The sequence below is a fragment of the Marinobacter sediminum genome, from assembly GCF_016820575.1.
Classification (GTDB): Bacteria; Pseudomonadota; Gammaproteobacteria; order Pseudomonadales; family Oleiphilaceae; genus Marinobacter; species Marinobacter sediminum.
Genome location: NZ_JAEMQH010000002.1, coordinates 1,147,395 through 1,170,750 on the forward strand (window position 1 = coordinate 1,147,395; position 23,356 = coordinate 1,170,750).

At 56.6% G+C, this 23,356-nt stretch carries 16 protein-coding genes; 1 reads left to right on the top strand and 15 read right to left on the bottom strand.

Annotated elements, in window-relative coordinates; all coding sequences use genetic code 11:
- Nucleotides 1-42: 42 nt before the first annotated feature.
- From FGO67_RS12010 to FGO67_RS12040, 7 genes are all read right to left on the bottom strand, one after another.
- Complete coding sequence (locus tag FGO67_RS12010) at nucleotides 43-1,416, bottom strand: efflux RND transporter periplasmic adaptor subunit (protein ID WP_203300902.1); 1,374 nt, start codon at nucleotides 1,414-1,416, stop codon at nucleotides 43-45.
- Nucleotides 1,417-1,565: 149 nt separating this feature from the next.
- Nucleotides 1,566-3,713 carry a zinc metalloprotease gene (locus FGO67_RS12015; protein ID WP_203300903.1) on the bottom strand — a complete coding sequence of 716 codons (2,148 nt, stop codon included), beginning with the start codon at nucleotides 3,711-3,713 and terminating at the stop codon, nucleotides 1,566-1,568.
- A gap of 8 nt (nucleotides 3,714-3,721) precedes the next feature.
- Nucleotides 3,722-5,446, bottom strand: coding sequence for an efflux RND transporter periplasmic adaptor subunit (locus tag FGO67_RS12020; RefSeq protein ID WP_203300904.1), 1,725 nt, complete (start codon nucleotides 5,444-5,446; stop codon nucleotides 3,722-3,724).
- Nucleotides 5,447-5,772: 326 nt separating this feature from the next.
- Nucleotides 5,773-7,806, bottom strand: coding sequence for an NAD-dependent DNA ligase LigA (ligA, locus tag FGO67_RS12025; protein WP_203300905.1), 2,034 nt, complete (start codon nucleotides 7,804-7,806; stop codon nucleotides 5,773-5,775).
- Between the two features lie 73 nt (nucleotides 7,807-7,879).
- Complete coding sequence (gene zipA, locus FGO67_RS12030) at nucleotides 7,880-8,971, bottom strand: cell division protein ZipA (RefSeq protein ID WP_203300906.1); 1,092 nt, start codon at nucleotides 8,969-8,971, stop codon at nucleotides 7,880-7,882.
- Nucleotides 8,972-9,100: 129 nt separating this feature from the next.
- A complete protein-coding gene (gene smc, locus FGO67_RS12035; RefSeq protein ID WP_203300907.1) occupies nucleotides 9,101-12,601 on the bottom strand; it encodes a chromosome segregation protein SMC in 3,501 nt (1,166 codons plus the stop codon).
- A gap of 1 nt (nucleotide 12,602) precedes the next feature.
- Nucleotides 12,603-13,286: a GntR family transcriptional regulator gene (locus FGO67_RS12040; RefSeq protein WP_203300908.1), complete on the bottom strand. Its 684-nt coding sequence runs from the start codon at nucleotides 13,284-13,286 to the stop codon at nucleotides 12,603-12,605.
- A gap of 288 nt (nucleotides 13,287-13,574) precedes the next feature.
- Here FGO67_RS12040 and FGO67_RS12045 point away from each other — a divergent pair, with 288 nt between their 5' ends.
- The gene (locus tag FGO67_RS12045; RefSeq protein ID WP_203300909.1) at nucleotides 13,575-14,501 is read left to right on the top strand and encodes a diguanylate cyclase; all 927 of its coding nucleotides are present in this window, start codon (nucleotides 13,575-13,577) and stop codon (nucleotides 14,499-14,501) included.
- A 3-nt stretch (nucleotides 14,502-14,504) separates the two neighbouring features.
- On the opposite strand, the gene rluB is transcribed toward FGO67_RS12045, so the two are convergent.
- From rluB to odhB, 8 genes are all read right to left on the bottom strand, one after another.
- Nucleotides 14,505-15,476: a 23S rRNA pseudouridine(2605) synthase RluB gene (gene rluB, locus FGO67_RS12050; RefSeq protein WP_203300910.1), complete on the bottom strand. Its 972-nt coding sequence runs from the start codon at nucleotides 15,474-15,476 to the stop codon at nucleotides 14,505-14,507.
- A gap of 38 nt (nucleotides 15,477-15,514) precedes the next feature.
- Nucleotides 15,515-16,144: an SMC-Scp complex subunit ScpB gene (gene scpB, locus FGO67_RS12055; RefSeq protein ID WP_203300911.1), complete on the bottom strand. Its 630-nt coding sequence runs from the start codon at nucleotides 16,142-16,144 to the stop codon at nucleotides 15,515-15,517.
- Nucleotides 16,145-16,195: 51 nt separating this feature from the next.
- Nucleotides 16,196-17,023 (bottom strand): segregation and condensation protein A, encoded by an 828-nt coding sequence (locus tag FGO67_RS12060; RefSeq protein ID WP_203300912.1) that lies wholly within the window; start codon nucleotides 17,021-17,023, stop codon nucleotides 16,196-16,198.
- Nucleotides 17,024-17,082: 59 nt separating this feature from the next.
- Nucleotides 17,083-18,297, bottom strand: a complete 1,215-nt coding sequence (locus tag FGO67_RS12065; RefSeq protein WP_203300913.1) for a tryptophan--tRNA ligase — start codon at nucleotides 18,295-18,297, stop codon at nucleotides 17,083-17,085.
- Nucleotides 18,298-18,415: 118 nt separating this feature from the next.
- Nucleotides 18,416-19,288, bottom strand: coding sequence for a succinate--CoA ligase subunit alpha (sucD, locus tag FGO67_RS12070; RefSeq protein ID WP_203300914.1), 873 nt, complete (start codon nucleotides 19,286-19,288; stop codon nucleotides 18,416-18,418).
- Nucleotides 19,288-20,454 carry an ADP-forming succinate--CoA ligase subunit beta gene (sucC, locus tag FGO67_RS12075; RefSeq protein ID WP_041338720.1) on the bottom strand — a complete coding sequence of 389 codons (1,167 nt, stop codon included), beginning with the start codon at nucleotides 20,452-20,454 and terminating at the stop codon, nucleotides 19,288-19,290. The genes sucD and sucC overlap by 1 nt, the downstream gene beginning before the upstream one ends.
- A 195-nt stretch (nucleotides 20,455-20,649) precedes the next feature.
- Nucleotides 20,650-22,092, bottom strand: coding sequence for a dihydrolipoyl dehydrogenase (gene lpdA / locus FGO67_RS12080; protein ID WP_203300915.1), 1,443 nt, complete (start codon nucleotides 22,090-22,092; stop codon nucleotides 20,650-20,652).
- Between the two features lie 35 nt (nucleotides 22,093-22,127).
- Nucleotides 22,128-23,348 carry a 2-oxoglutarate dehydrogenase complex dihydrolipoyllysine-residue succinyltransferase gene (gene odhB / locus FGO67_RS12085; protein WP_203300916.1) on the bottom strand — a complete coding sequence of 407 codons (1,221 nt, stop codon included), beginning with the start codon at nucleotides 23,346-23,348 and terminating at the stop codon, nucleotides 22,128-22,130.
- Nucleotides 23,349-23,356: the final 8 nt, after the last annotated feature.

A 23,356-nucleotide genomic window follows, 5' to 3' on the forward strand; every position in this document is an offset into this window, starting at 1 on the left:
GGCGTCGAACTCCATGTAAGACTCCTTGTTAAATGGAAACACTTAACGATGGGCCAATTCAGGGTAGCAAGCCATCGGCTTAAAGGTGGCGGCCGACGCTAAGGATGCGGTGATATTCTTTAACGGATCTGAACGATCGGGATCGCCGTTTAAGGCGACATCCAGCCAATAGTGCTGAACGTCTTTGCTGTGAGGCAGGATTTCAGTGTCGAACCCTTTTAGCGCAAGCATTTCCTGGCGTTCGTTTGCAAATGCAAGCTTACTAAAATATCCCAGAGCTAAACGGCCCTTATGCTCACCCTGCGCTAAGATGAAACGATCCTTGATACCTGCTTTTTCAAGACGGGCTAGTAACTCTGCAGTTTTTTGAGCGTTTGATTGCTGAGAGGCCAGCACTCGATAGCCAACCTCGACGCTGTCATTATCAGTGCGTAACAGCAGGCTGTCTGTTTGTTCCCTCAACTTTTCAGCAAGCAGCTCAGCAGTGCTTTGGTCCTCAACAGGGCCAACACTAAAACAACGTTCTAGCGAGCCTTCACTGTCGCTCTCACCGGATACGACGACCCCAGTAGCACCGACAGCCTCCTCAGGCTCGTTCAACGGCTGAGGTAAGAAACTTAATTGACACCGTAAGCCTGCCGGAATTGTGTAGTCTGGGTTGGGCAAGCTTAAACGTACACCGTAGGTGCCACTGGCCGCGTCCGCTACACGATCAACACGTTCAACCGTTGCCCGATAGACCCCAGAACTTGCTAACCCCGTCGTAACGTCCGCTTGCATGCCCGGCACGATACTGCCCCAATAATCCACCGGCACAATGACCTCGATATGCAGCGGATTCAGCTGAGCAACGCGCACCACCGGTTCGTCTTCAACAAACTCACCTACCGATTTAAAGCGCTCCATCACCACGCCCTCGACCGGGCTCCGAATACGGCGCTGCTGCAGGACCATTTGCGCGCGGCGATACTCAAGCTCGGAAATGGCCTTATTATCTTGCTCCTGCTTTACCTGCAATTCGGCAATACGGGTTTCTGTTTTTGATTTATCGACATCATGCAAGGAAATCGCAGACTTACGTAACAGCTCCTGTTCACGCTTTTGCGTAAGAGAACCAAACCTGGCGCTCTCTTGGCGCAACTTGATTGCGGCATCCTGGCCGGCGCGAACTCTAGCCAACTCGAGAGAGGCCTTCTCGACACTGGATTCAAGCTCGACAATAACTGCGCCTTTTTTTACCAGATCACTGCGGTAGACGTGAATGACCTCCACAACCCCCGGGATAGCACTGCCAACATCGACAATTTCACTAGGCTCCATTACGCAATCCTGAACAGGTATCGCGCTAGCAGCCGCTTCCATCGAGCTCGCATTTGCTTGAACACTAGCAGCGTAAAAGGCGATAAACGCCAACATTGATAACATCCGTGTGTTGATTATCACGCCCACTCCCTTCGTCTGTATTGGTTATTCCTTGACGTTTGTGTCCTCTGATATTCGCTTCTCTAACGAGCCCAAAGATCAGCCTGTCCTTTAACGTAGTTCATAACCCGTCATTCTTAATGTCAAAATGAAAGCCGGCTTAACAGCAGTTGGCGACCACTGCGCAGCCACTGACTGGCCAGCGGTTCAGAGCCATGATCAAAGCGCACATAAGCGCGCTCGCCTACCCCAGCCACATCAAGATTCACGGGCAGCGACAAGTCCACATGGAAAACCTCTTCTGCGGCCGTTGTACCGCCGTTATCAGTCATTTTCACGGCGATTGTGCCGCCCCCGGCAGTACCCAAGGCACGACTGGGGAGAACCCTGCTGCCCGCTGGCGTTTCCCGGCTGATATCAGCCGTCACCGTTTCCCCCAGCCGTTCAGCAACCCGCACCTCAACCTGAGTGACCTGTTCGCGAACCAGGCCTATTTTCGATTGCGGCACTACCGCTCTAACAATCAGGCGTTCCGGGCTGATCACATATCCAATCAACTCACCCTTACGCAGGTAACGACCAGCAAAGCTGCTTTCATCGGGCAATACGAAAACGCCAGCCACTTCGCTATGGACGATCAGCGAGGCCTGCTGCTCCTTTAACATTGCCAACTCTGCTTCAACCGATTTCAGTTCTGCGTTGATCATTTCAGATTGCACCCGCTCTCTCATGCGCTCGGCAGCACTTCGAATGCTCAGCTCGCGGTGCCTGCCTTCCAGCTTTGAAATTTGCGTTTCCAATGACAATGCACGCATTCGAACTACCGGCGTATTGGCTTCGACAGTCGTGCCAGATTCCACCATCACTTCTTCGACAAAACCCTCTGCTCCGCTATACACCATGGCCTGCTCGGTCACCCATATAACGCCCTCGGTATAACTGGTCAGCGACACGGGCACCAACAATAAGAAACCACTGATGCCGCCGACCAGCAGCGCGGAGACTGCCCCAGCCCGCGCACGCCTTCCAGACAGCAAGGGGCCTTTCAGGAGAAAGCGAACGCCGCGATAGAGAGGCAGCACGACTTGCGTTGCCACGGCCCAAACACCCAAAGCTACCCCTATAAAGAGATACTCTTCCGCCAGAAAAAGAACGATGACGGATAGAATAAACAGTCGGTACAGCAAGGCAGCCAGACCATATACACCGAACCAAGCTGCCTCACCTTTTGCCGTCACCGGTGAACGGGCGGATTCGATACCAAACAGATAGCGCTGGATCAGATATAAGTAGTAACGGCTGGCGCGGGTGTAAAGATTTGGAATTTCCGCCAAATCCTGCAGCACATAGTAACCATCGAATCGTAGTAACGGATTAGCATTAAACAGGAAGGTCGACACGGTGGTAATTAACAGCGCGTTGAACGCGACATCTCGCACCAAGCCAGGCTCCACGGCCAGCCATACGAACAACGCCAGTGCCGCGAGAAACAACTCAACCAGGACCCCCACCGCGCCAACCAGGGCCCGTTTATGTTTGTCTCGAATCTCCCAGGCAGCAGAGGCATCCACATAGGGCACCGGAGCAAACACCAGTAGCGTAATGCCCATTTCATGCACTTCTCCGCCCCACCTCTTTACCGTGAAAGCGTGAGCAAATTCGTGCAGAACCTTTATAACCACAAAGGTAAACAGCATCACAACGAGGTTAGAAGGCTGAAGAATGTCCTTATTTACCGACGCTGTGAGTTCCGGAATATTAGCCAGCCCCAATAGTGCGGCGATACTTATGATGAGTACCCACACAGCAGCGCCCGTGCGGGAGAAAGCGGGGCGTACCAACGGCAAAAAGCGATTGAGCAGGCTGTCAGGATCCAGCAATGGAATCCGTATCGACAACGGGTTCATGATGGCACGTTGCGTGCGAAGACGGCGTTCGTTCTGAAAACGGTTAAAGAATTCTTTTGCCTCAGTTGGCAATTCGCTCTTGAGAAGATCCATCGCGAATAACTGAGTCAAGATCAGCACAATGTCGTCTTGAGTCAGCGCTCCGTCACCCAGAATGGACCGTGTTGCACTGAAGATTTCCTCGACACTGAGATTGCCATCAAGACGCCCAACAAACTCGTAGGCTGGTGCACTAAAACGAAGATTGCGACCATTGGTTCGATCACGCAGGAGATACCAGCGCTCGCCACGATAGTGCTGGGCAGAAATGCTCACGTGCTTACGGAGTTTTGGGTGCAACCGGGCAAGCAAGGGCCAGTTCGGGTTTGAGGATGCCGTGGTCATTTTTTCCGCTACCACCCTGCTGCCCAGATCCAGAGTCGGATACGATCAACAACCGAGTGGGTCCAGATCCACAGCAGGCTACGTTGCCCCATGTCGATCTTGGCGACTCCTCGCATACCTGGACGCAATAACGGTGAGGGCTCATCCAGCGCAGCTTCAACCCGGAAATAATTCCGTGCATCACTGGACTCCGCGACCGGCACTACCTTATCAATCACAAGATCGAACGTTGATTCCGGTAAAGCGGAGATAATCAAACGTCCAGTCTTGCCGCTTTCGAGGCCGGCCACATCCTGCTCATCCACTTCCAACACGACGCGATAACTGTTCAGCGGCGCGACCTCATACAGAACCTGCCCCGTTTCTACCGGTGCTCCCAATGATTGGCTGAGATCACCGCTAACCACAACGCCATCGAAGGGCGCATGCAGTTGAGTTCGCTTTAGTCTTTCTTCAGTCAGCTTGATTTCGGCACTCACTTGGTCAAGTTGTGCACGCAATAAACTTAATTGAACCCGCTCACGCTTGGCCAAAGCCTCTTGATACTCGGCCTGAATTTTGTCGTACTCACTCTGCCATTTCTGGCGCTGAAGCTGCAGGTCACGACTATCCAACGAAGCAATCAGCTGTCCTTCATTGACGAAGTCACCCGCCCGCACCTCCGTCTGCTGGACGTAGCCATTTTGTGGTGCGGCCAATACCTGGCGAACGGAACCCTCGATTCTTGCCACTGACGTCATCTCATAGGTCCCATCAATCAGGGCGAGCAAACCGAGCGACACCAGCGCCGTAAGCGTTACCATCTTTAGCTTCAGATTAGCGGGACCCAATGCGCTGCCAGCTAACCCACTCAGCGCTTCAAAGCCTTTGGCCCATGAAGATCTTTCTTCCCGCTGCTTCAACTCCAGCGAGGGGCCAACGAGATTGGCCAGAGACTGACACAAAGCCACCGTCAGCTTGTCAAAGGGTTGGTTAGCCGGGCGTTCGAGCGTAATGGCCCCGATAGTTTTTGACCGGCCCCGTAGCGGAATAGTACAAACAGCAGAGTCCTGCTGCTGACCCGCCAATTCGGCATGAGCCCGGGCAACGGCTGAGTCCTGACCTGAAATGGCGGGGAATATGATCGTAAGGTTTTGGTCCACAGCCTCTTCCATGGCTGCTTCAATTCTTCGCACCAGCTGGGTTCGCGGATCAAAACGGGCGATATGAGATAAGGCCTGAAGGCGTATGGGCAGGCCCCGACGAAAACCGATACTGACCCGTTCGCATCTGAAGTAGTCAGCTAACTGATTGACCGTTTCCATTGCCGCGGCGTGGGACGAAGCTTGACCAAGAATGGCCGTCATTGCTGTCAGAGCGAAGGCACCCGATTGGTGCTGGGCTTTGGTTTGATGCTGAAGCAGCGTCTCCATCCATAGGCCACCCCATTGAAGCAGCTGCAATATGGCGTGTTGTTGAGCTTCGGAACGAGGCGAGATCATGACCGCTACAACCGCTACGAGCTGGCGATCAACAATAAGAGGACAGGCTATCAATTCGCAGGCACGCTGTTTTTCCGGCCCGTAATGCTGCTGTGAGCGGACTACGCTACTCTTTTCTGCTAATGCCTGAGTGGCCGCATCCCTTAGCAGGCACTCTCCATCGCCCTCTTCTGGCCAACTCGCAATGGCGGTCGTTACACCACGAGCATCCGTTGGCAAGTACAGTGCGCCGCGAATAATGCCGGTGACCATCCTGCACTGCCACGCAAGCCAGCTTTGCGCCAGCTCGGCTGAAAGGAGAGTTGAGTGAGGGGCGGAGCCTGTAGCCCGATCAAGGGCATACGCCTGTCCATGATGAGGTGCTTGAGGCTCGATAACGCCGCGCGCTTCCTGCTCCTGGGATCTGTTACGAACTGGCCGCGACGTTAAGACCGAACTTATAGCCATACATAATTCTTCCGATGAATTACAAGCTAGTATTACTCAAAACAGCGATCCTACTGTTTATTTTTGTTACGACACGTCCGAAATGTGTACATATATCCTTTACCTCCTACCCCAGAAGGCGGCATGCCGGTCTAAATTTCCAGTCCGTGTTGTTTGAACATCGCCAGCAACCCGTCTTCGTCCAACACCGGAACTTCAAGCTGCTCGGCCTTGGCGAGCTTGGAGCCGGCCGCCTCACCAGCCACCACACAGGCGGTTTTCTTGGAGACGCTTCCGGACACCTTGGCGCCAAGGCTTTCCAGCTTCTCCTTGGCCTCGTCTCGGGTCATCTCAGACAGGGTCCCGGTCAGTACCCAGGTTTGTCCCTGAAGCGGCTTCTCGGATTCTTCAACGATCTCTTCCTGCCATTGAACGCCCGCATCTTTCAAAGCTGCCAGGGTTTCCTGGTTGTGGGGCTGCTCGAAGAAACTGCGAATATGCCCGGCCACGATGGGCCCGACATCAGGCACCGACTGCAACGCCTCTTCATCGGCGCTGGCTATCGCCTCAAGCGTGCCGAAGAACGATGCCAGTGACTTTGCCGTCGCCTCACCCACCTCACGGATACCGAGGGCGTACAGGAATTTCCACAGCACCGGCTGACGGGACCGGTCAATGGCCGCGATCAGATTGCTGGCCGACTTGTCGCCCATTCGCTCAAGCCCAATGAGATCCTGCTTCTTCAACCGGTATAGGTCGGCGACCGTTTCCACCAGTTCGTGCCCGACCAGGATGTCGATCCACTTATCACCCAGGCCCTCGATGTCGAGCGCTTTACGGGAGGCGTAGTGACGGATGGCTTCCTTGCGCTGGGCCGGGCAATAAAGCCCACCGGAGCAACGGGCGACTGCTTCGCCCTCAATCTGGATGACATCAGAACCACACACCGGGCAGTGTTCAGGCAGGACCACCTCGCGAGCGTTTTCAGGTCGCTTCTCTGGCACCACTTTAACGACTTGGGGAATGACGTCACCGGCTCGCCGTATGAAAACGGTATCACCGATGTGGGCATCGAGGCGTCGAATTTCGTCCATGTTGTGCAGGGTGGCATTGCTTACGGTCACACCCCCGACAAAAACTGGCTTCAGGCGCGCCACTGGGGTAACGGCACCGGTACGGCCAACCTGGAATTCAACATCTTCGATGACAGTGAGTTCTTCCTGCGCCGGGAACTTATGCGCGATGGCCCAGCGCGGAGCCCGGGACACAAAACCGAGCTTTTGTTGCAGGTCCAACCGATCGACCTTAAACACGATGCCATCAATTTCATAAGCCAGCGAATCGCGCTTTTCCATGAGTTCGGTGTAGGCCTCGAGGCATTCCTCGACGCCACGGGCCTTGCGCATCTCGGGGTTGATGCGGAAGCCCCAGCTTTTCACCTGCTGCAATCCAGCCCAGTGATTGTCCGGTAGATCACGCTCATCAACGACCGCCACGCTGTAGGCACACATCTCCAGCGGTCGCTTCGCCGTAATCGTGGATTTTTTCTGACGCAGACTTCCCGCGGCTGCGTTTCGAGGATTTACGAACGTTTTCTCGCCCTGATCCGCCAGCCGCTTGTTAAGCTTGTCGAACCCGGCCTTAGGCATGTACACCTCACCCCTGACCTCAACCAAGTCGGGAACGCCCTCGCCCCGGAGCTTCAGGGGTACCGATGGAATGGTGCGGATATTGGCGGTGATATCTTCGCCGGCATAGCCGTCACCCCGGGTCGCGGCCCTAGTCAGCCGGCCCTGCTCATAGTGCAGGCTGACCGCAAGGCCATCGAGCTTGGGCTCACAGACATACTCGATGTCTTCCGAGGCGTCCAAGCGCTCGCGAACGCGGCGATCGAAATCACGCAACTCGTCCTCGCTGAAGGCATTATCCAGCGACAACATGGGAATGCGGTGAACAATCTCTTCGAAACTGGTTTCAGCACTACTCCCAACCCGGCGTGACGGCGAATCGTCCGAGGCGAGCTCGGGACACTCCGATTCCAGGGCCTGCAATTCACGGAATAGCCGATCGTACTCTGCATCCGGGATGCTTGGATCGTCCAGCACGTAGTAATGGTAATTGTGCTCTTCAATCAAAGACCGGAGTTCTTCGACCCGCTGGATCACCTCGGGCGTGGCTTTACTCATGGGGTTGCGCTCTCAACTGTCAAAAAAATGCCCGGAATACTCCGGGCATCATTCGTTACTCTGTCGCCCCGCGTTAAACCCGCTGGGAACGTTGCTTTCGATCGAATTCCCGGATCCTCTGGCGGCAGTGCTCAATGGTTTGAGGCGTCATTACACTGCGCCGCTCATCTTTGAGTTCACCGCCCAAGTTACGAACCACGCACTGGGCCGTTTCGAGCATAAACTCAAACGCCTGGAGCGAATTCGAGGGTCCCGGCATGCTCATGAAGAAGCTGATTCCCGGTGTGGTCATTCCGGGTATGTCTTTTGGCCTGAAGGTGCCCGGCTCAACCGCATTGGCAACGCTGAACTGAACCGGACTGGTGTTATCGGTCGTTTCATGCCGGTGATAGATGTCCATATCTCCCAATTCAAGGCCGCAGGCCTCAAAAAGGTTTTTCAGAGCCGTTCCACTGAAATCGCCACCGGCACGGGCCAGCACATTGATTACGATGACCTCCCGGGCTTCCGGACGGTTAGCGCCTGCAAGCGGCTGGCCGTGGTTGTGCTCCATCGGGCCCCGGCGAGCAGTATCTTCTTCCACTTCTGTGGTGGCCGTCGGCGGTACCGAATCTCCGGATTCCCGATTCTGGACTGGCTGGGCTTCATCAATCGATGACTCGTGCTCAGCCTCTTTCTCGGTCTCTGCCTCAGCCTCTCTATTAACCCAGGACTCTTCCTGCCTCTGGTCATCATCAGCCAGATGCTCATCGTTCGCGCCCCAGCCAGAATCCACGGTAGCGTCTTCTTCGTCGTGGGCGGAAAAACCGGAGTCCCAGGACGAATCATCACCCCCCCTGGCCGGTTTTTCACTTGCCGGAGTGCTGGCCGACGCGGTGACCGGGCGTGTTGGCTTGGGTTTTGGCGAGCCAAAGCGCCCGGAACGCTCGGGCTTCACGTACCCACGCTCCTCGAGGGTATCCCGGGAAATCGTGCGGGCGCCGCCATTCGGCAGCTCCGGATTGAAATGGTCGTCCAGCGGCGACTCTTCCAGCTCATCGGCTCCCATGCCGGAGGAGATGGCCAGGGATTCCTTGCGGGCGCGCCGGACGCGGCGGATTCCGTCAATGACAATACCAATAATGACGAGGGTACCTATGGCGATTAACCATTCCCTAAGTGACATAGTCCTGCTGTCCTGTTTGCGGATCGGGTAACAGTGTTACTCTAAGAAAAGCCCGTTGCGAATACAACGCACAGGCGTGCCAGATGGCGTTATTGTCATCCTTGACGGTTTTCTGTCCAGTTACAGCATTCAGGCTTCCGCCAATGCCGCCGCTTCTTCCACATCCACCGAAACCAGTCGCGAGCAACCCGGTTCGTGCATGGTTACCCCCATCAACTGATCCCCTAACTCCATGGCGATCTTGTTGTGGGTAATGTAGATGAACTGCACCTGTTTCGACATCTCTTTGACCATATTGGCGTAGCGGCCAACGTTGGCGTCATCCAGCGGTGCGTCGACCTCGTCGAGCATACAGAACGGCGCCGGATTGAGCTGGAAGATCGAGAACACCAGGGCAATCGCGGTCAGAGCTTTCTCACCACCAGACAGAAGATGAATAGTGCTGTTTTTCTTGCCCGGCGGGCGCGCCATGATGGCAACACCGGTTTCCAAGAGGTCTTCACCGGTCAGCTCCAGATAGGCGTTACCGCCGCCGAACACTTTGGGGAATAGCGCCTGCAGCCCGCTGTTGACCTGGTCAAAGGTCTCTTTGAAACGCTGACGGGTCTCCCGGTCGATTTTCCGGATGGCGTTATCCAGGGTTTCCAGTGCTTCCATCAGGTCATCGTTCTGGCTGTCGAGGTAAGTCTTACGCTCGCTCTGGACCTGGTATTCCTCGATGGCTGCGAGGTTGATGGCACCAAGGCGCTGGATGCGATTGCCGATCTTTTCCAATTCCTCGGCCCAATCCTTTTCATTGGCACCTTCGGGCAGCTGCTCAAGAACTTCCTGCAGCTTCACATCCAGCTCTTTCAACTGCTCGATGTGATTGCCAGACCGAATTTCCAAGGCCTGGGATTCCATCTTCAGTTTCTCAAGACTCGAACGGACATCCTGAATCTGATGATCAACACGGCTACGCCCCTGCTCCTTATCCCGAACTTCTCGATCGATTTCCTCGAGCGCGTCACGAGCACCGCCCAGCTTCTCCTCTTCCGCCAGACGACGATCCAACAGGCCCTCTAGCTGCATCTGGAGATCTTCGATGGGCTCTTCTGCACTTTCGCGAGATTCCCGGAGTATTTCCAGGCGCTCTTCAATGCGTTCCTTCTGCATCTGCATCCGCTCGATAGTCTGCTTCAGACCATCACGCTGGCTGTGTAGGGACTGCAGCTGTAATTGCAGCTGGTGGGCATGATCGCGGTCATGACGGGCATCGTGCCGGAGCCGATCCAGGTTCTCCCGGAGGCTGTCCCGCTGTTCCAGAAGACGTTCCTTTTCCTCATCACTGTCTTCGCTGGACGCGAGAGCCTGTTGCCACTCTTCCCGAGCACTCTGCAAGCTCTCTTCCCGATCCTCAAGATTGAGGGACACGTCGGACAGGTCTTCGCGAATACTTTTCAGCCGGGCATCAATCTGTTCAGCCCGAGCCCGCAGGCCACTGATCCGGGACGACAAACCACTCAGTTCACGTTCGGCATCGCTCAAACTGGCCTGGGCGTCATCACGCTGTGCTTCCGCGCGCTCTGCGCGTTCCTGCAGGCTGTCGAGCCGATCGTTGGCCAGTTCCAGGGATTCTTCGGCCTGAGCCAGCTGTTCGGTCAATTCGCTGACCTTTTTCTGACGCTCAATAACACCAACCTGGCCCGCCTCCGAATCCGGCATCAGCAGCCAGTCACGGGATACCCAAACACCCTCGGGAGTTATCGCGCTTTCACCATCGGCCAGGGACGCTTGAAGCTTGAGGGCGTGATCCAGCGTTTCAACTGTTCTGATGCCGGCCATGAGCGAGGCAACGGCCGGCAGCCCGGAAACCTTGGCAGCCAGTCTGTCGCTGACTAACTCGGCTGCTTGTTGTTCACCCGAGTTCACCAAAGCGAGACCTTTTGGCGCCGACGCAATGGCCGTGGAGAGGTCCTCAATGCCGGGCAACGCCAGCCCGTGGGTGAATCGACCGATGACCTGCTCTACCGCGAATTCCCAACCATTCTCGATACTCAGCTTGCCAGCCACGCGGGGCGAGTCGGTCAGGCCATGCTCAGACAACCAGCCCTGCAAGGCATCGTCCTGGCCGCCTAACTGCTCATCCAACAAGGCCTGCTGGGATTCGAGTGACGCCCGCAGGCTCTGAACCCTCTGGCGATCCTCGGCGGCAGCCTGCTCGGCCTCACGCTGATTTTGCCGGGCTTGGTAGAGAGTCTCCTGAATCGTTGCTATACGCTCCGCCGCTTCTTCACGCTGCAGCTCCAGGGTTTCCTGCTGCTCGAGCAACTCCTCCAGTTCGGCACGATCCATCTGGCCTTCCAGCAGTGCTTGCTCGTCTTCCAGCTTGCGGTATCGGTTCCTCAGTTGCTCGATGGCATCTTCCAGAGAGCGAATGCGGGATTGCGACAGCTCAGCCTGGCGACGGGCGTCTGAGGAGCGACCACTGAAGTCCTCCCACTGCTGCTGCCACTCGCTCATGGCATCTTCTGCCATCTGGAGTTTTTCACCCGACTCTTCGGAACGCAGCGCGAGGGCTTCCTGTTCCGGCTCGATCATATCGAGCTCTTCCTGGATGCCGGCCAGTCGGCTTTCATCCTGTTCCAGTTCCCGGGCCAGTTCGCGCTGGTTGGCCATGGCCTGGTCCAGCTCCGCTGCAGTCTGACGGCTACGCTCACGCTGGTGCTCAAGGCTCTGCTCAATTCGGGCGATATCGGCGCCGGCCTCGTAATAACGCGCCTGGGCCTTGTTAAAGTGCTCTGTTCGATCCAGATGGTTGTCCCGCAGGGATTCCAGCGAGGTTTCCAGGTTAACGCGCTCGGTGAGCCGTTTTTCCAGCTCGAGCTCTGTGTCTCGGATTTTGCTGCGCCAGCTTTGCAGATCGTTATCGAGAGTCTGCCAACGCAAGACCGTGAGCTCGGCTTTTTTCTGACGCTCTTCGTGCTTATAAGCCTTGTACTTTTCAGCCGCCGCAGCCTGACGCTCCAGGTGCTGCAACTGTCGTCCCAACTCGTCCCGCAGGTCAGTCAGGCGTTCCAGGTTTTCCTGGGTGCGGCGAATGCGGTTTTCGGTTTCCCGGCGACGTTCCTTGTACTTGGAGATGCCCGCCGCTTCCTCGATGTAAATCCGGAGCTCTTCTGGCTTGGCCTCGATCAGCCGGGAAATCATACCCTGCTCGATGATAGCGTAGCTACGCGGGCCGAGGCCGGTCCCCAGGAACAGATCGGTAATATCCCGGCGCCGGCATTTTGAGCCATTCAGGAAGTAATCGGACTGACCTTCGCGGGACACCCGGCGGCGTACGGAGATTTCGTTGAAGCTGACAAACTCGCCCGGAGCGGAGCCGTCGCTGTTATCAAAAACCAGTTCAATGGAGGCCTGACCGACAGGCTTGCGGGCGCTGGAGCCATTGAAGATGACATCAGTCATGGATTCGCCACGCAGGTACTTGGCGGAACTTTCACCCATGACCCATCGAACGGCATCAATGATGTTGGACTTGCCGCAACCATTAGGCCCCACCACTGCGGTCATGTTCGATGGGAACGGTACCGTGGTTGGGTCAACGAAGGACTTGAATCCAGCCAGCTTGATGGATTTCAGGCGCATATCAGGTGTTCTCCTCATCCCTGAGAATGGTCAGGACCTGCTTGCGCTGGTGCTCACCGAAGGACTCGATAACGGACTGCAGACGAACTACGTCATCATTGACCGCGGCATCGGCCAACTGACGGAAAAAGGTCGCGGTTTCACCGATCTCGTCCCGGAAATGCTCCAAAGCAACAAAATAGGTTCGGCTGATAGCTGGCCGGAAGTTTTCCAGGGTTTCTTCCAGAAACGGATTTTCCACCAGTTTGTAAGCGTACCGCATCACCCCGAAACCGGCGTCGATGACTTTTTCGGCAGCGTCAGCGCCGGTCGAATTCATCGCCGCAATCACCGCTTGCAGCTCGCTGACCTGCCCCATTACCCCGCCTAATTCCTTGCCGGACCAGCGCTCAAGCACTTTGCGCCCGAGCATGCACAGCAGATCAATGTAGATATCGTAAAGGCTGTTAACGCTCTCAGGCGTTAAATTCGAAACCACCGCGCCACGACGTGGGTAAATGTTGATCAGGTGACGACGCTGGAGAATCAGGAGGGCTTCACGCACAGAGCCACGACTGACATTGAGATCTCCGGCAACCTTAAGCTCCTGAATGCGCTCTCCAGGTTCAAGATCTCGAGTAATGATCCGTTGCCCCAGGTGCTGGGCGATTTGTTCAGACAGACTTTCCGGGGCCTGAAACCTCATAAAGATAGTCGCTCACTTCTGCAGACGGCATAGGTACAAGCGCAGCAGTTTACCACAGGCGTCCGCCAGCCCAATGCCCTGCCTGACATTTCGATTTCGACCCCGCACCCAGGCGGCAAAGGTCTGCCGGTAAATTGACACCACCCCAAGCCAACGCGTGAAAAGCCTCAGATTCAGCGTGAGAGGTAAATCCTAACCAGCTGTAAATTAGGCACTTTCATATTTTGGCATAGCTTCTGCTTTCACCATGTCAGAGTCGCGCAAATTCCACGGACAGAGTAAACACCAGTGAAACAGATACCTTCCATCGAACGATCCATCGCTCAGCCCCGCAAGTTGGCGGAACTGAAGCAGGCGCAGAAGGACTGGGCCAACACCCCTGATGTGCTCTCACGTCTGACCCGACGACTGACCACGACACTCTCTCTGGAAACCCAGCTGGGCATTGTCGCCGACGAACTCAGCGCCATCGTACCCTTTGATTCACTGAACTACCGGCATCGGATTGCGCGCCAGGATTTCGTGTTTGCCTCGGGCCTGGGTGGCCAGCACAAGTGCGAGTACCGACTCAATCTCGAGGGCGTTCCCTACGGCACTCTTACCCTGTACCGGCGCAAGAAATTCTCTGAGGAGGAACTGGAGGGGGTCGAAACGATACTGGGCGCGGCAATCTGCCCACTGCGCAATGCCTGCCAGTTCCTTACCATTGAGCAGGCGGCACTGACTGATTCTCTAACCGGCATTCCCAACAAACGTGCCCTGGACGACAGTCTATTGCGGGCGAGTCAGCTGTCGGATCGCCATGCGGAATCTTACTCCCTTATTCTGTGCGACCTGGATCATTTCAAGAAGGTCAACGACAATCACGGCCACGTGGTAGGTGACCACCTCCTGCAGCAGGCGGCAGAAAGCATTGAGCGGGCACTGCGGACGTCAGACAGTGTCTACCGGTTCGGGGGTGAGGAGTTTGCCATTGTGCTCCCGCACACCTGTGATCAGGATGCACGGGATGTGGCAGACCGAGTTCGCACGGCCATTGCCAACATCCGTGTTGACTGCGGGGACGGTAAGCTTTCAGTAACCGCCAGCTGCGGCGTCGCTACCCATCTTGGCAACGAAACGCCCGAGCAGTGGCTGGCGCGGGCCGATGATGCCCTGTATAACGCCAAGCGCCACGGGCGGAACTGCACTCAGGTATTCGCAACTATCGGCTGAGGCCTACTTTTTAACCGGCTTGCGCTTGGGAGCAGTGGCCTTTACCGAAGATTTCGCCGGCCGAGAGTCGCTTACCTGCCAGCGACCGCCACTGCGCTTCTGATTTCTGGTGGGACTTTTCCGGCGCTGTCGATCCTGCGCCGCTTTTTCACTGGGGGTTTTCTGCGGGATGGCGAGCGCGTTCAAACCAACCGCGCGGCTCAGGGAGTCCACAGCCTTCTGGTCCAGCTCTTCCCACTTGCCCAGGGTCAATCGGCTGGGAAGGAAAACCGACCCATAGCGAACCCGTTTCAGGCGACTAACCTTCACACCCTGGGATTCCCAGAGGCGGCGGACTTCCCGGTTACGCCCTTCGAGCAGCGTCACGTGGAACCAGCGATTCATGCCACTGCCACCCGCGGGGCTGATGTCGGTGAACTTGGCCATGCCATCGTCCAACAACACGCCCTGCATCAGGCGCTCAATCATGGCGTCGTCCACCTCGCCGAAGATGCGCACCGCGTACTCACGGTCAATCTGGCTGGACGGATGCATCAATCGATTGGCCAGCTCGCCGTCGGTGGTAAACAGCACCAGGCCGGTGGTGTTGATATCCAGGCGACCAATGGAAATCCAGCGATGGTCCTTGAGACGGGGCAATCGGTCGAACACTGTCGGCCGCCCTTCCGGATCCTTGCGGGTGGTGACCTCGCCCTCAGGCTTGTTGTAGATCAGGACCCGTCGAACGACCTCGGCGGCGCCGGAGACATCGAGGCGCTTGCCATCAAGCTCGAACTGGTCCTCGACCGTGGCCTTCTGCCCGGGTGCGACCGCATTGCCGTTCACAGTCAGACGCCCGGCCTCCATCCAGCCCTCAATTTCACGCCGTGACCCTACACCGGCCCGTGCCAGAAGTTTCTGGATGCGCTCGGGACCCGCATCGCTGGTTGTGTCGACCGCTGGTTTAGCGGCTTTCTTTGGGCGTTGTGAACCCATCTATAAATCCTTAGTTACTGACCGAAACCGTAGCGGTCTCAGTGAAGTGTCTGCTCGTTCGAGTCGTCGTCTTTTGGCGACTCAAACTCTATTTCCGCCTGCATGTTCTTTTCAATCTCACGCCCGATCTCTTCGAGATCCCGCACTTCGGATAAAGGTGGCAACTGGTCCAGGCCGCTGAGATTGAAATAATCGAGGAACTGTTTGGTCGTCGCGTACATAGCAGGCCGCCCCGGAACATCCCGGTGCCCGACGACGCGCACCCACTCTCGCTCAAGCAGCGTGCGAATGATATTGCTGCTTACCGTAACGCCTCGAATATCTTCAATTTCGCCCCGGGTGATGGGTTGGCGATAAGCGATCAGCGCCAGGGTTTCCAGCAATGCCCGAGAATAGCGCTGGGGTCGTTCCTCGAACAGGCGTCCGACCCAGGGCGCGTACTCTTCGCGGATCTGGAGACGGAAACCACTGGCAACCTTCTTCAGCTCAAAGCCGCGATTCTCGCACGCGGATTCCAGCAGCATCATGACATGCTCCATAACCTGCCGCGCAGGCCGCTCATCCTCGGTGAACAGCTCTCGCAACTGGTCCAACGACAACGGTTTACCGGCTGCCAACAGAGCCGCCTCGGCGATCGCCTGGATACGTAACAGATGCTCTTCATTCATAACGGTGCCCCGTGCTCCACACGTCTCTCAGATAACAGCCAGCTGGCTCCATCAGCTCGCCGCCCTGGCTCTTACATGAATTGGCCCCAGCACTTCGGCCTGAACCACTTCAATCAGCTGTTCCTTTACCAGTTCCAGGGTCGCCAGGAACGACACCACGACGCCCAGCTTGCCCTCCTCCGGAGTAAACAGGCTTTCGAACGTGACAAAATGATCGTCTCGCAATACCGACAGAATCGCCGACATGCGCTCCCGGGTGGACAACTTCTCCCGCTCAACATGGTGACTGGTAAACAGATCGGCACGCTGGAGCACGCCCTGCAATGCCAGCAGCATTTCCCGCAAATCAACGTCCGGATGCGGCTGGCTCGACGGCATTTTAGGCAGTGCTGCCGAGGCCGAGAAATTATCACGCTCCAGTCGTGGCAGTTCGTCGATATCCTCTGCCGCCTTCTTGAACCGCTCGTATTGCTGCAATCGACGGATCAGTTCAGCCCGAGGATCTACCTCGTCGTCGTCCTCGCTCTCCTGTCGCGGCAGCAACATGCGCGATTTAATCTCTGCCAGCGTCGCCGCCATCACCAGATACTCGGCAGCCAGTTCGAAGCGCATGGCCTCGACGGCACCAATGTAATCCATGTATTGGCGGGTGATTTCGCTGACATCGACGTTCAGGATGTCCATGTTCTGGCGACGAATCAGATAAAGCAGCAGGTCCAAAGGCCCTTCGAAGGCCTCCAGGAACACCGCAAGGGCGTCGGGCGGTATGTAAAGATCTTTGGGCAGATCAACGAAGGGTTTGCCGGAAACCCGAGCAAGCGGCGACTGCTCGGGCGTCTCTTCCTCGTCGGCCACTGGCGTAGCTTCGCTGTCGTCCATCAACACTCTCTCCCCTGGAAGCACCTTGCTACCCTGACCATCACACCTGAACAGGCAGCTTAACGGTAATGCAGCCCCATCGCCGCCCGAACTTCCTCGAGTGTATCGCGGGCCGCATCACGTGCGTGTTCACGTCCTTCCTGAAGGATTGAATGCACCAGGTCGGGGTTGCTTTCGTACTCGCGGGCGCGCTCATGCAACGGGCGCTGTTCCTCGACAATGGAGTCGATCAGCGGTTTTTTGCAATCCAGGCAGCCAATGCCGGCGCTCCGACAGCCGTTCTGAACCCAATCCTGGGTATCGGAATCGGAATAAATCTTGTGCATCTCCCAGACTGGGCACTTTTCAGGGTCGCCGGGATCGGTTCTGCGCACACGCTGGGGATCGGTCTGCATGGTGCGAATCTTCTGAGCAACGCTGTCCGGCTCTTCGCGCAGACCGATGTAATTGTTGTAGGACTTGGACATCTTCTGGCCGTCCAGCCCCGGCATCTTGGATTCCGGCGTTAGCAACGGCTGCGGCTCTGGCAGAATGACCTTGCCGCCACCTTCGATGTAGCCATAGAGACGCTCGCGATCACCCAGGGAGATGTTCTGCTGTTCCTTGAGCAAGGCACGGGCGGTTTCCAGTGCCTCCAGATCGCCCTCTTCCTGGTAACGCCGTTTGAGGTTGCGATACAGCTTGGCGTTCTTTTTACCCATCTTGACGATCGCGCCCTCGGCCTGCTCCTCAAATCCTGGCTCGCGGCCATAGATGTGATTGAACCGACGGGCAATTTCCCGAGTAATCTCGACGTGGGAGACTTGGTCCGCACCGACTGGAACCTTGCCGGCCCGGTAGACCAGGATGTCCGCGCTCTGCAGCAGTGGGTATCCCAGGAACCCGTAAGTCGCGAGATCCTTTTCCCTGAGCTTCTCCTGCTGATCCTTGAAGGTGGGCACCCGCTCCAGCCAGCCAAGTGGAGTGATCATTGACAGCAACAGATGCAGCTCCGCGTGCTCAGGCACCTGGGACTGGATGAACATCGTTGATGAGCCCGGGTTGACGCCCGCAGCCAGCCAGTCAATAACCATGTCCCAGACACTTTGCTCAATGCCGGCGGGGTTATCGTATTCAGTGGTCAGCGCGTGCCAGTCGGCCACGAAGAAGAAGCACTCGAACTCGTGCTGGAGTTTCACCCAGTTTTTAAGCACACCATGGTAATGACCGAGATGTAGCTTGCCGGTCGGACGCATGCCGGACAGAACCCTTTGCTGGGAATCTACAGAACTCAAAGCACGAACTCCTCAATTTGTTTTTGGACCGCCATGATAAGACAGGCGACCCGGCATTATAAATAAAAAACCCCCGCTCTGCAGGGCAGAAACGGGGGTTTCAGCAAAGAAGACCGACTTACCAGCCAGTTACTTCCTTCAGAGCCTTGCCAATATCGGCCAGGCTACGCACGGTTTTAACGCCTGCGTCGTTCAGGGCGGCAAACTTTTCGTCTGCTGTACCCTTACCACCGGAGATGATCGCACCGGCGTGACCCATACGCTTACCAGGAGGTGCAGTAACACCAGCGATGTAGGAAACCACCGGCTTGGTTACGTTTTCCTTGATGAACGCAGCGGCTTCTTCTTCAGCGGTACCGCCGATCTCGCCGATCATTACGATGGCTTCGGTCTGCGGATCTTCCTGAAGCAGCTTCAGGATGTCGATGAAGTTAGAGCCCGGAATCGGGTCACCACCGATACCGATACAGGTCGACTGGCCGTAGCCGAAGTCGGTGGTCTGCTTGACGGCTTCGTAAGTCAGGGTGCCTGAACGAGACACGATACCGACTTTGCCCGGCTTGTGGATGCTGCCCGGCATGATGCCGATCTTGCATTCACCCGGAGTGATAACACCTGGGCAGTTGGGGCCGATCATGCGAACGCCTTTGCGATCGACGTACTCTTTCGCGTACAGCATGTCGATGGTCGGGATGCCTTCGGTGATGCACACGATCAGCTGGATGCCAGCGTCTGCGGCTTCAATGATGGCGTCCTTGCAGAACGGAGCCGGTACGTAGATAACAGTCGCCTCAGCGCCAGTCTTCTCGACCGCTTCGCGAACGGTGTTGAATACTGGCAGACCCAGGTGCTCAGTGCCGCCCTTACCCGGGCTTACGCCACCAACCATCTTGGTGCCGTACTCGATGGCCTGCTCTGAGTGGAAGGTACCCTGTGCGCCGGTAAAGCCCTGGCAGATAACCTTGGTGTCTTTATTGATCAGGATGCTCATTATTTACCCCCTGCGGCTTTAACGACTTGCTCTGCGGCATCCGCCAGGCTGGTGGCGGCAATGATGTTCAGGCCACTGTCGGCGAGTACCTGAGTGCCCTTCTCGGCGTTGTTGCCTTCGAGGCGAACAACCACAGGAACCTTAACGCCCACGTCCTTAACCGCACCGATAATGCCTTCGGCAATCATGTCGCAACGTACGATACCGCCGAAGATGTTAACCAGAACGGCTTGTACGCTGTCGTCAGACAGGATGATTTTGAACGCCTCTGAAACGCGTTCTTTGGTAGCACCGCCGCCAACGTCCAGGAAGTTGGCCGGCTGGCCACCGGACAGCTTGATGATGTCCATAGTGCCCATGGCAAGGCCTGCGCCGTTAACCATACAGCCGATGTTGCCTTCCAGCGCCACGTAGTTCAGTTCCCACTTGGCAGCTTCGGCTTCACGGGAATCTTCCTGGGAAGGATCGTGCATCTCGTGAATTTTCTTCTGACGGTACAGCGCGTTGCCGTCTACGCCAATCTTCGCGTCCAGGCAGTGCAGGTCACCGGCCGGTGTGATAACCAGCGGGTTAATTTCCAGCAGCGCCAGGTCACGGTCTTCAAACAGCTTCGCCAGACCCATGAAGATCTTGGTGAACTGACCGATCTGCTTGCCTTCAAGACCCAGCTTGAACGCCAGCTCGCGGCCCTGGTACGGCTGTGCGCCAACCAGCGGATCCACTTCGGCTTTCAGGATCTTTTCCGGAGTCTCTTCGGCAACCTGTTCGATCTCAACACCACCTTCGGTGGAGGCCATGAACACGATACGACGGGTGCCACGATCCACAACCGCGCCCAGGTACAGCTCCTGGTCGATGTCGGTCAGCGATTCAACCAGAATCTTGCTCACCGGCTGGCCGTTCTCGTCGGTCTGGTAAGTTACCAGGTTCTTGCCCAGCCACTTTTCAGCGAACTCACGGATTTCGTCTTTGCTCTTGACCAGCTTTACACCGCCGGCCTTACCACGGCCACCAGCGTGAACCTGTGCCTTGACGACCCATGCGTCACCACCAATTTCGGTGGCAGCCGCTACGGCTTCCTGAGGGGTATCGCAGGCAACGCCCTGAGATACTGGCAGGCCATATTCAGCGAAAAGCTGTTTGCCCTGATATTCATGCAAATTCATAGTTAATGTCCCGCTTTTTGATGGAGGATAACCACGTACGGAAATGAACCCGCGCAAGCCCCGCTGTGGGACTGCTGTTGCGAATTCGGTTTGGCGAGCCGGGGATCACCTCAGCTCGCCGTGAGCGCAACCGGAAGCCAGCCGTTTTTATGGCAGTGGGGCGCCAATATTGGCGCCCCCGCTTCCTGGCTTGCGTTACTTCTTTTTGCGACGGTTGGCGACGTGAATCGCGCCACCGGCGACAGCCAGAGCTGCCTCATGCACAGACTCGGACAGAGTCGGGTGCGCGAAGCAGGTCAGCGCCAGATCTTCGGCGCTGGAACCAAACTCCATGGCAATTACGCCCTGGGCAACGATTTCCGAGGCCTGGGGACCAACAACGTGGAAACCGAGAATCCGGTCTGTTTTCGCATCAGCGATAATCTTGACCAGGCCCGACGCCGAGTTGGCAGCCATGGCACGACCGTTGGCGGCAAACGGGAAGGAACCGACATTGTACTCTTCGCCTTCGGCTTTGAGTTCTTCTTCGGTCTTACCAACCCACGCTACTTCAGGAGCCGTGTAAATCACGTTCGGGATGCAATCGTAGTTAACCTGCGGCTTGTGTCCGGCGATCCGCTCGGCAACCATGACACCCTCTTCCGAAGCCTTGTGCGCCAGCATCGGACCACGAACTACGTCACCGATCGCCCAAACGCCAGGCGCTTCGGTCTTGCAGTTGTCATCAACAAAGATGAAACCACGCTCGTCCATCTGGACACCCGCGTCTTCAGACAGCAGGTTGTCGGTGTACGGACGACGACCAACCGCGACAATCAGCTTGTCGAACTTGGCTTCGTGCTTACCCTTGGAATCTTCATAGGTAACGTTAACCAGCTTACGCTTAACCTCGGCCCCGGTCATGCGTGCGCCCATAACAATGTTCAGTCCCTGTTTCTGGAACTGTTTCATTGCGTCTTTAGCGACCTGCTGGTCAACCGCTGGCAAGAACGTATCCTGAGCTTCCAGTACGGTCACTTCAGAACCCAGGCGTGCCCATACGCTGCCCAGCTCAAGACCGATAACGCCAGCACCGATGACGCCCAGGCGCTTCGGTACTTCAGAGAATTCCAGTGCGCCCTCGGAATCAACGATGTTCTCACCGTCGAACGGAGCCGGCGGAATCTGAATCGGCTTGGAACCTGAAGCCAGAATGACGTTATCGGCTTCGTAGGTCTTTGCGTTGCCATCCTTATCGGTGACTTCAACCTTGCGGTTGGCAAGCAGCTTGCCGTGACCGTGGATGGACGTAACGCCATTGGCCTTGAACAGTCCGGCGATACCACCGGTCAGCTGCTTCACGATGCCACCCTTGCGCTCCATCATCTTGCCGATGTCCATTTTGACATCCTTGGCGATGATGCCCTGCATCTCGTAATCGTGCGTGGTTTCCTCATACTTGTGAGAAATTTCCAGCAGCGCCTTTGAGGGAATGCAGCCAACGTTCAGGCAGGTACCGCCCAACACCTGGCTTTTGCCGTCCGCAGACGTCCAGGACTCTACACAGGCCGTCTTAAGACCCAGCTGGGCAGCCTTGATGGCGGCAACGTAGCCGCCAGGACCTGCACCAATGACAATCACGTCATACTTATCAGACATATTTGATCCCGTTTTCTGATTCGTTAAGTGTCAGCTCAGACGTCCAGCAGAATACGCGCTGGGTCTTCAAGCATTTCCTTAATGGCGACAAGGAATTGTACCGCTTCCTTGCCATCGATCATGCGGTGGTCGTATGACAGCGCCAGATACATCATCGGCTGGATCTCGACCTTGCCGTTAACTGCCATCGGACGCTCCTGGATCTTATGCATACCCAGGATAGCTGTCTGCGGCGGGTTCAGGATCGGCGTCGAAATCAGCGAGCCGAAGATACCGCCATTGGTGATGGTAAAGGTTCCGCCCGTCATGTCTTCGATGGCCAGCTTGCCATCTTTCGCCTTAGTGCCGTACTCGACAATCTTCTTCTCAATGTCTGCCAGACCCATCGCGTCGGAGTCGCGCAGAACCGGAACAACCAGACCGCGGTCGGTGGATACGGCCACGCCGATATCCTGGTAGCCGTGGTACACCATGTCGTTGCCATCAATCGAGGCATTCACTGCCGGGAAACGCTTCAGCGCTTCGGTCGCAGCTTTGGTGAAGAAGGACATGAAGCCAAGCTTGATACCGTGACGCTTAACAAAGCTGTCCTGGTATTGCTTGCGCATTTCCATGATCGGCCCCATGTTCACCTCGTTAAAGGTGGTCAGCATGGCTGCGCTCTGCTGCGCATTCACCAGGCGCTTGGCGATGCTCGCCCGCAGACGGGTCATCGGTACGCGCTTCTCAGGACGCTCACCAGAGGCCACATTAACCTCAGGCATGCCAGCAGCCGGTGCCGCTGCAGCAGCGCCGCCGGCCGGTTTGTTATCAATGTGACTCTGCACATCTTCCTTGGTGACCCGACCGTCTTTGCCAGTGCCTTTGACGGAGTTGGGGTCAACGTTGTTCTCATCAGCCAGCTTGCGAGCAGCCGGGCTGAGGATGGCATCGCCAGAGGCAGCGGCTTCTTCGTTCGGAGCCTCCTCTTTCGGCGCTTCTTCTTTCTTGCTCTCGGCAGGCTTGGATTCTCCGGCCGCACCTTCCTTGAACTTGCCGATTACTTCGCCGCTTTCCACGGTGTCGCCTTCGCCCTTCAGCACTTCTTCAATCACACCGTCGGCGGGCGCAACGACTTCCAGGACGACCTTGTCGGTTTCAATATCGACAATCAGCTCGTCTCGTGAACAGGCTTCACCCGGCTGCTTGTGCCAGGTCGCAACGGTACCCTCTGCGACCGACTCCGGGAAAACGGGGGCTTTAATCTCAGTTGACATTACAGATC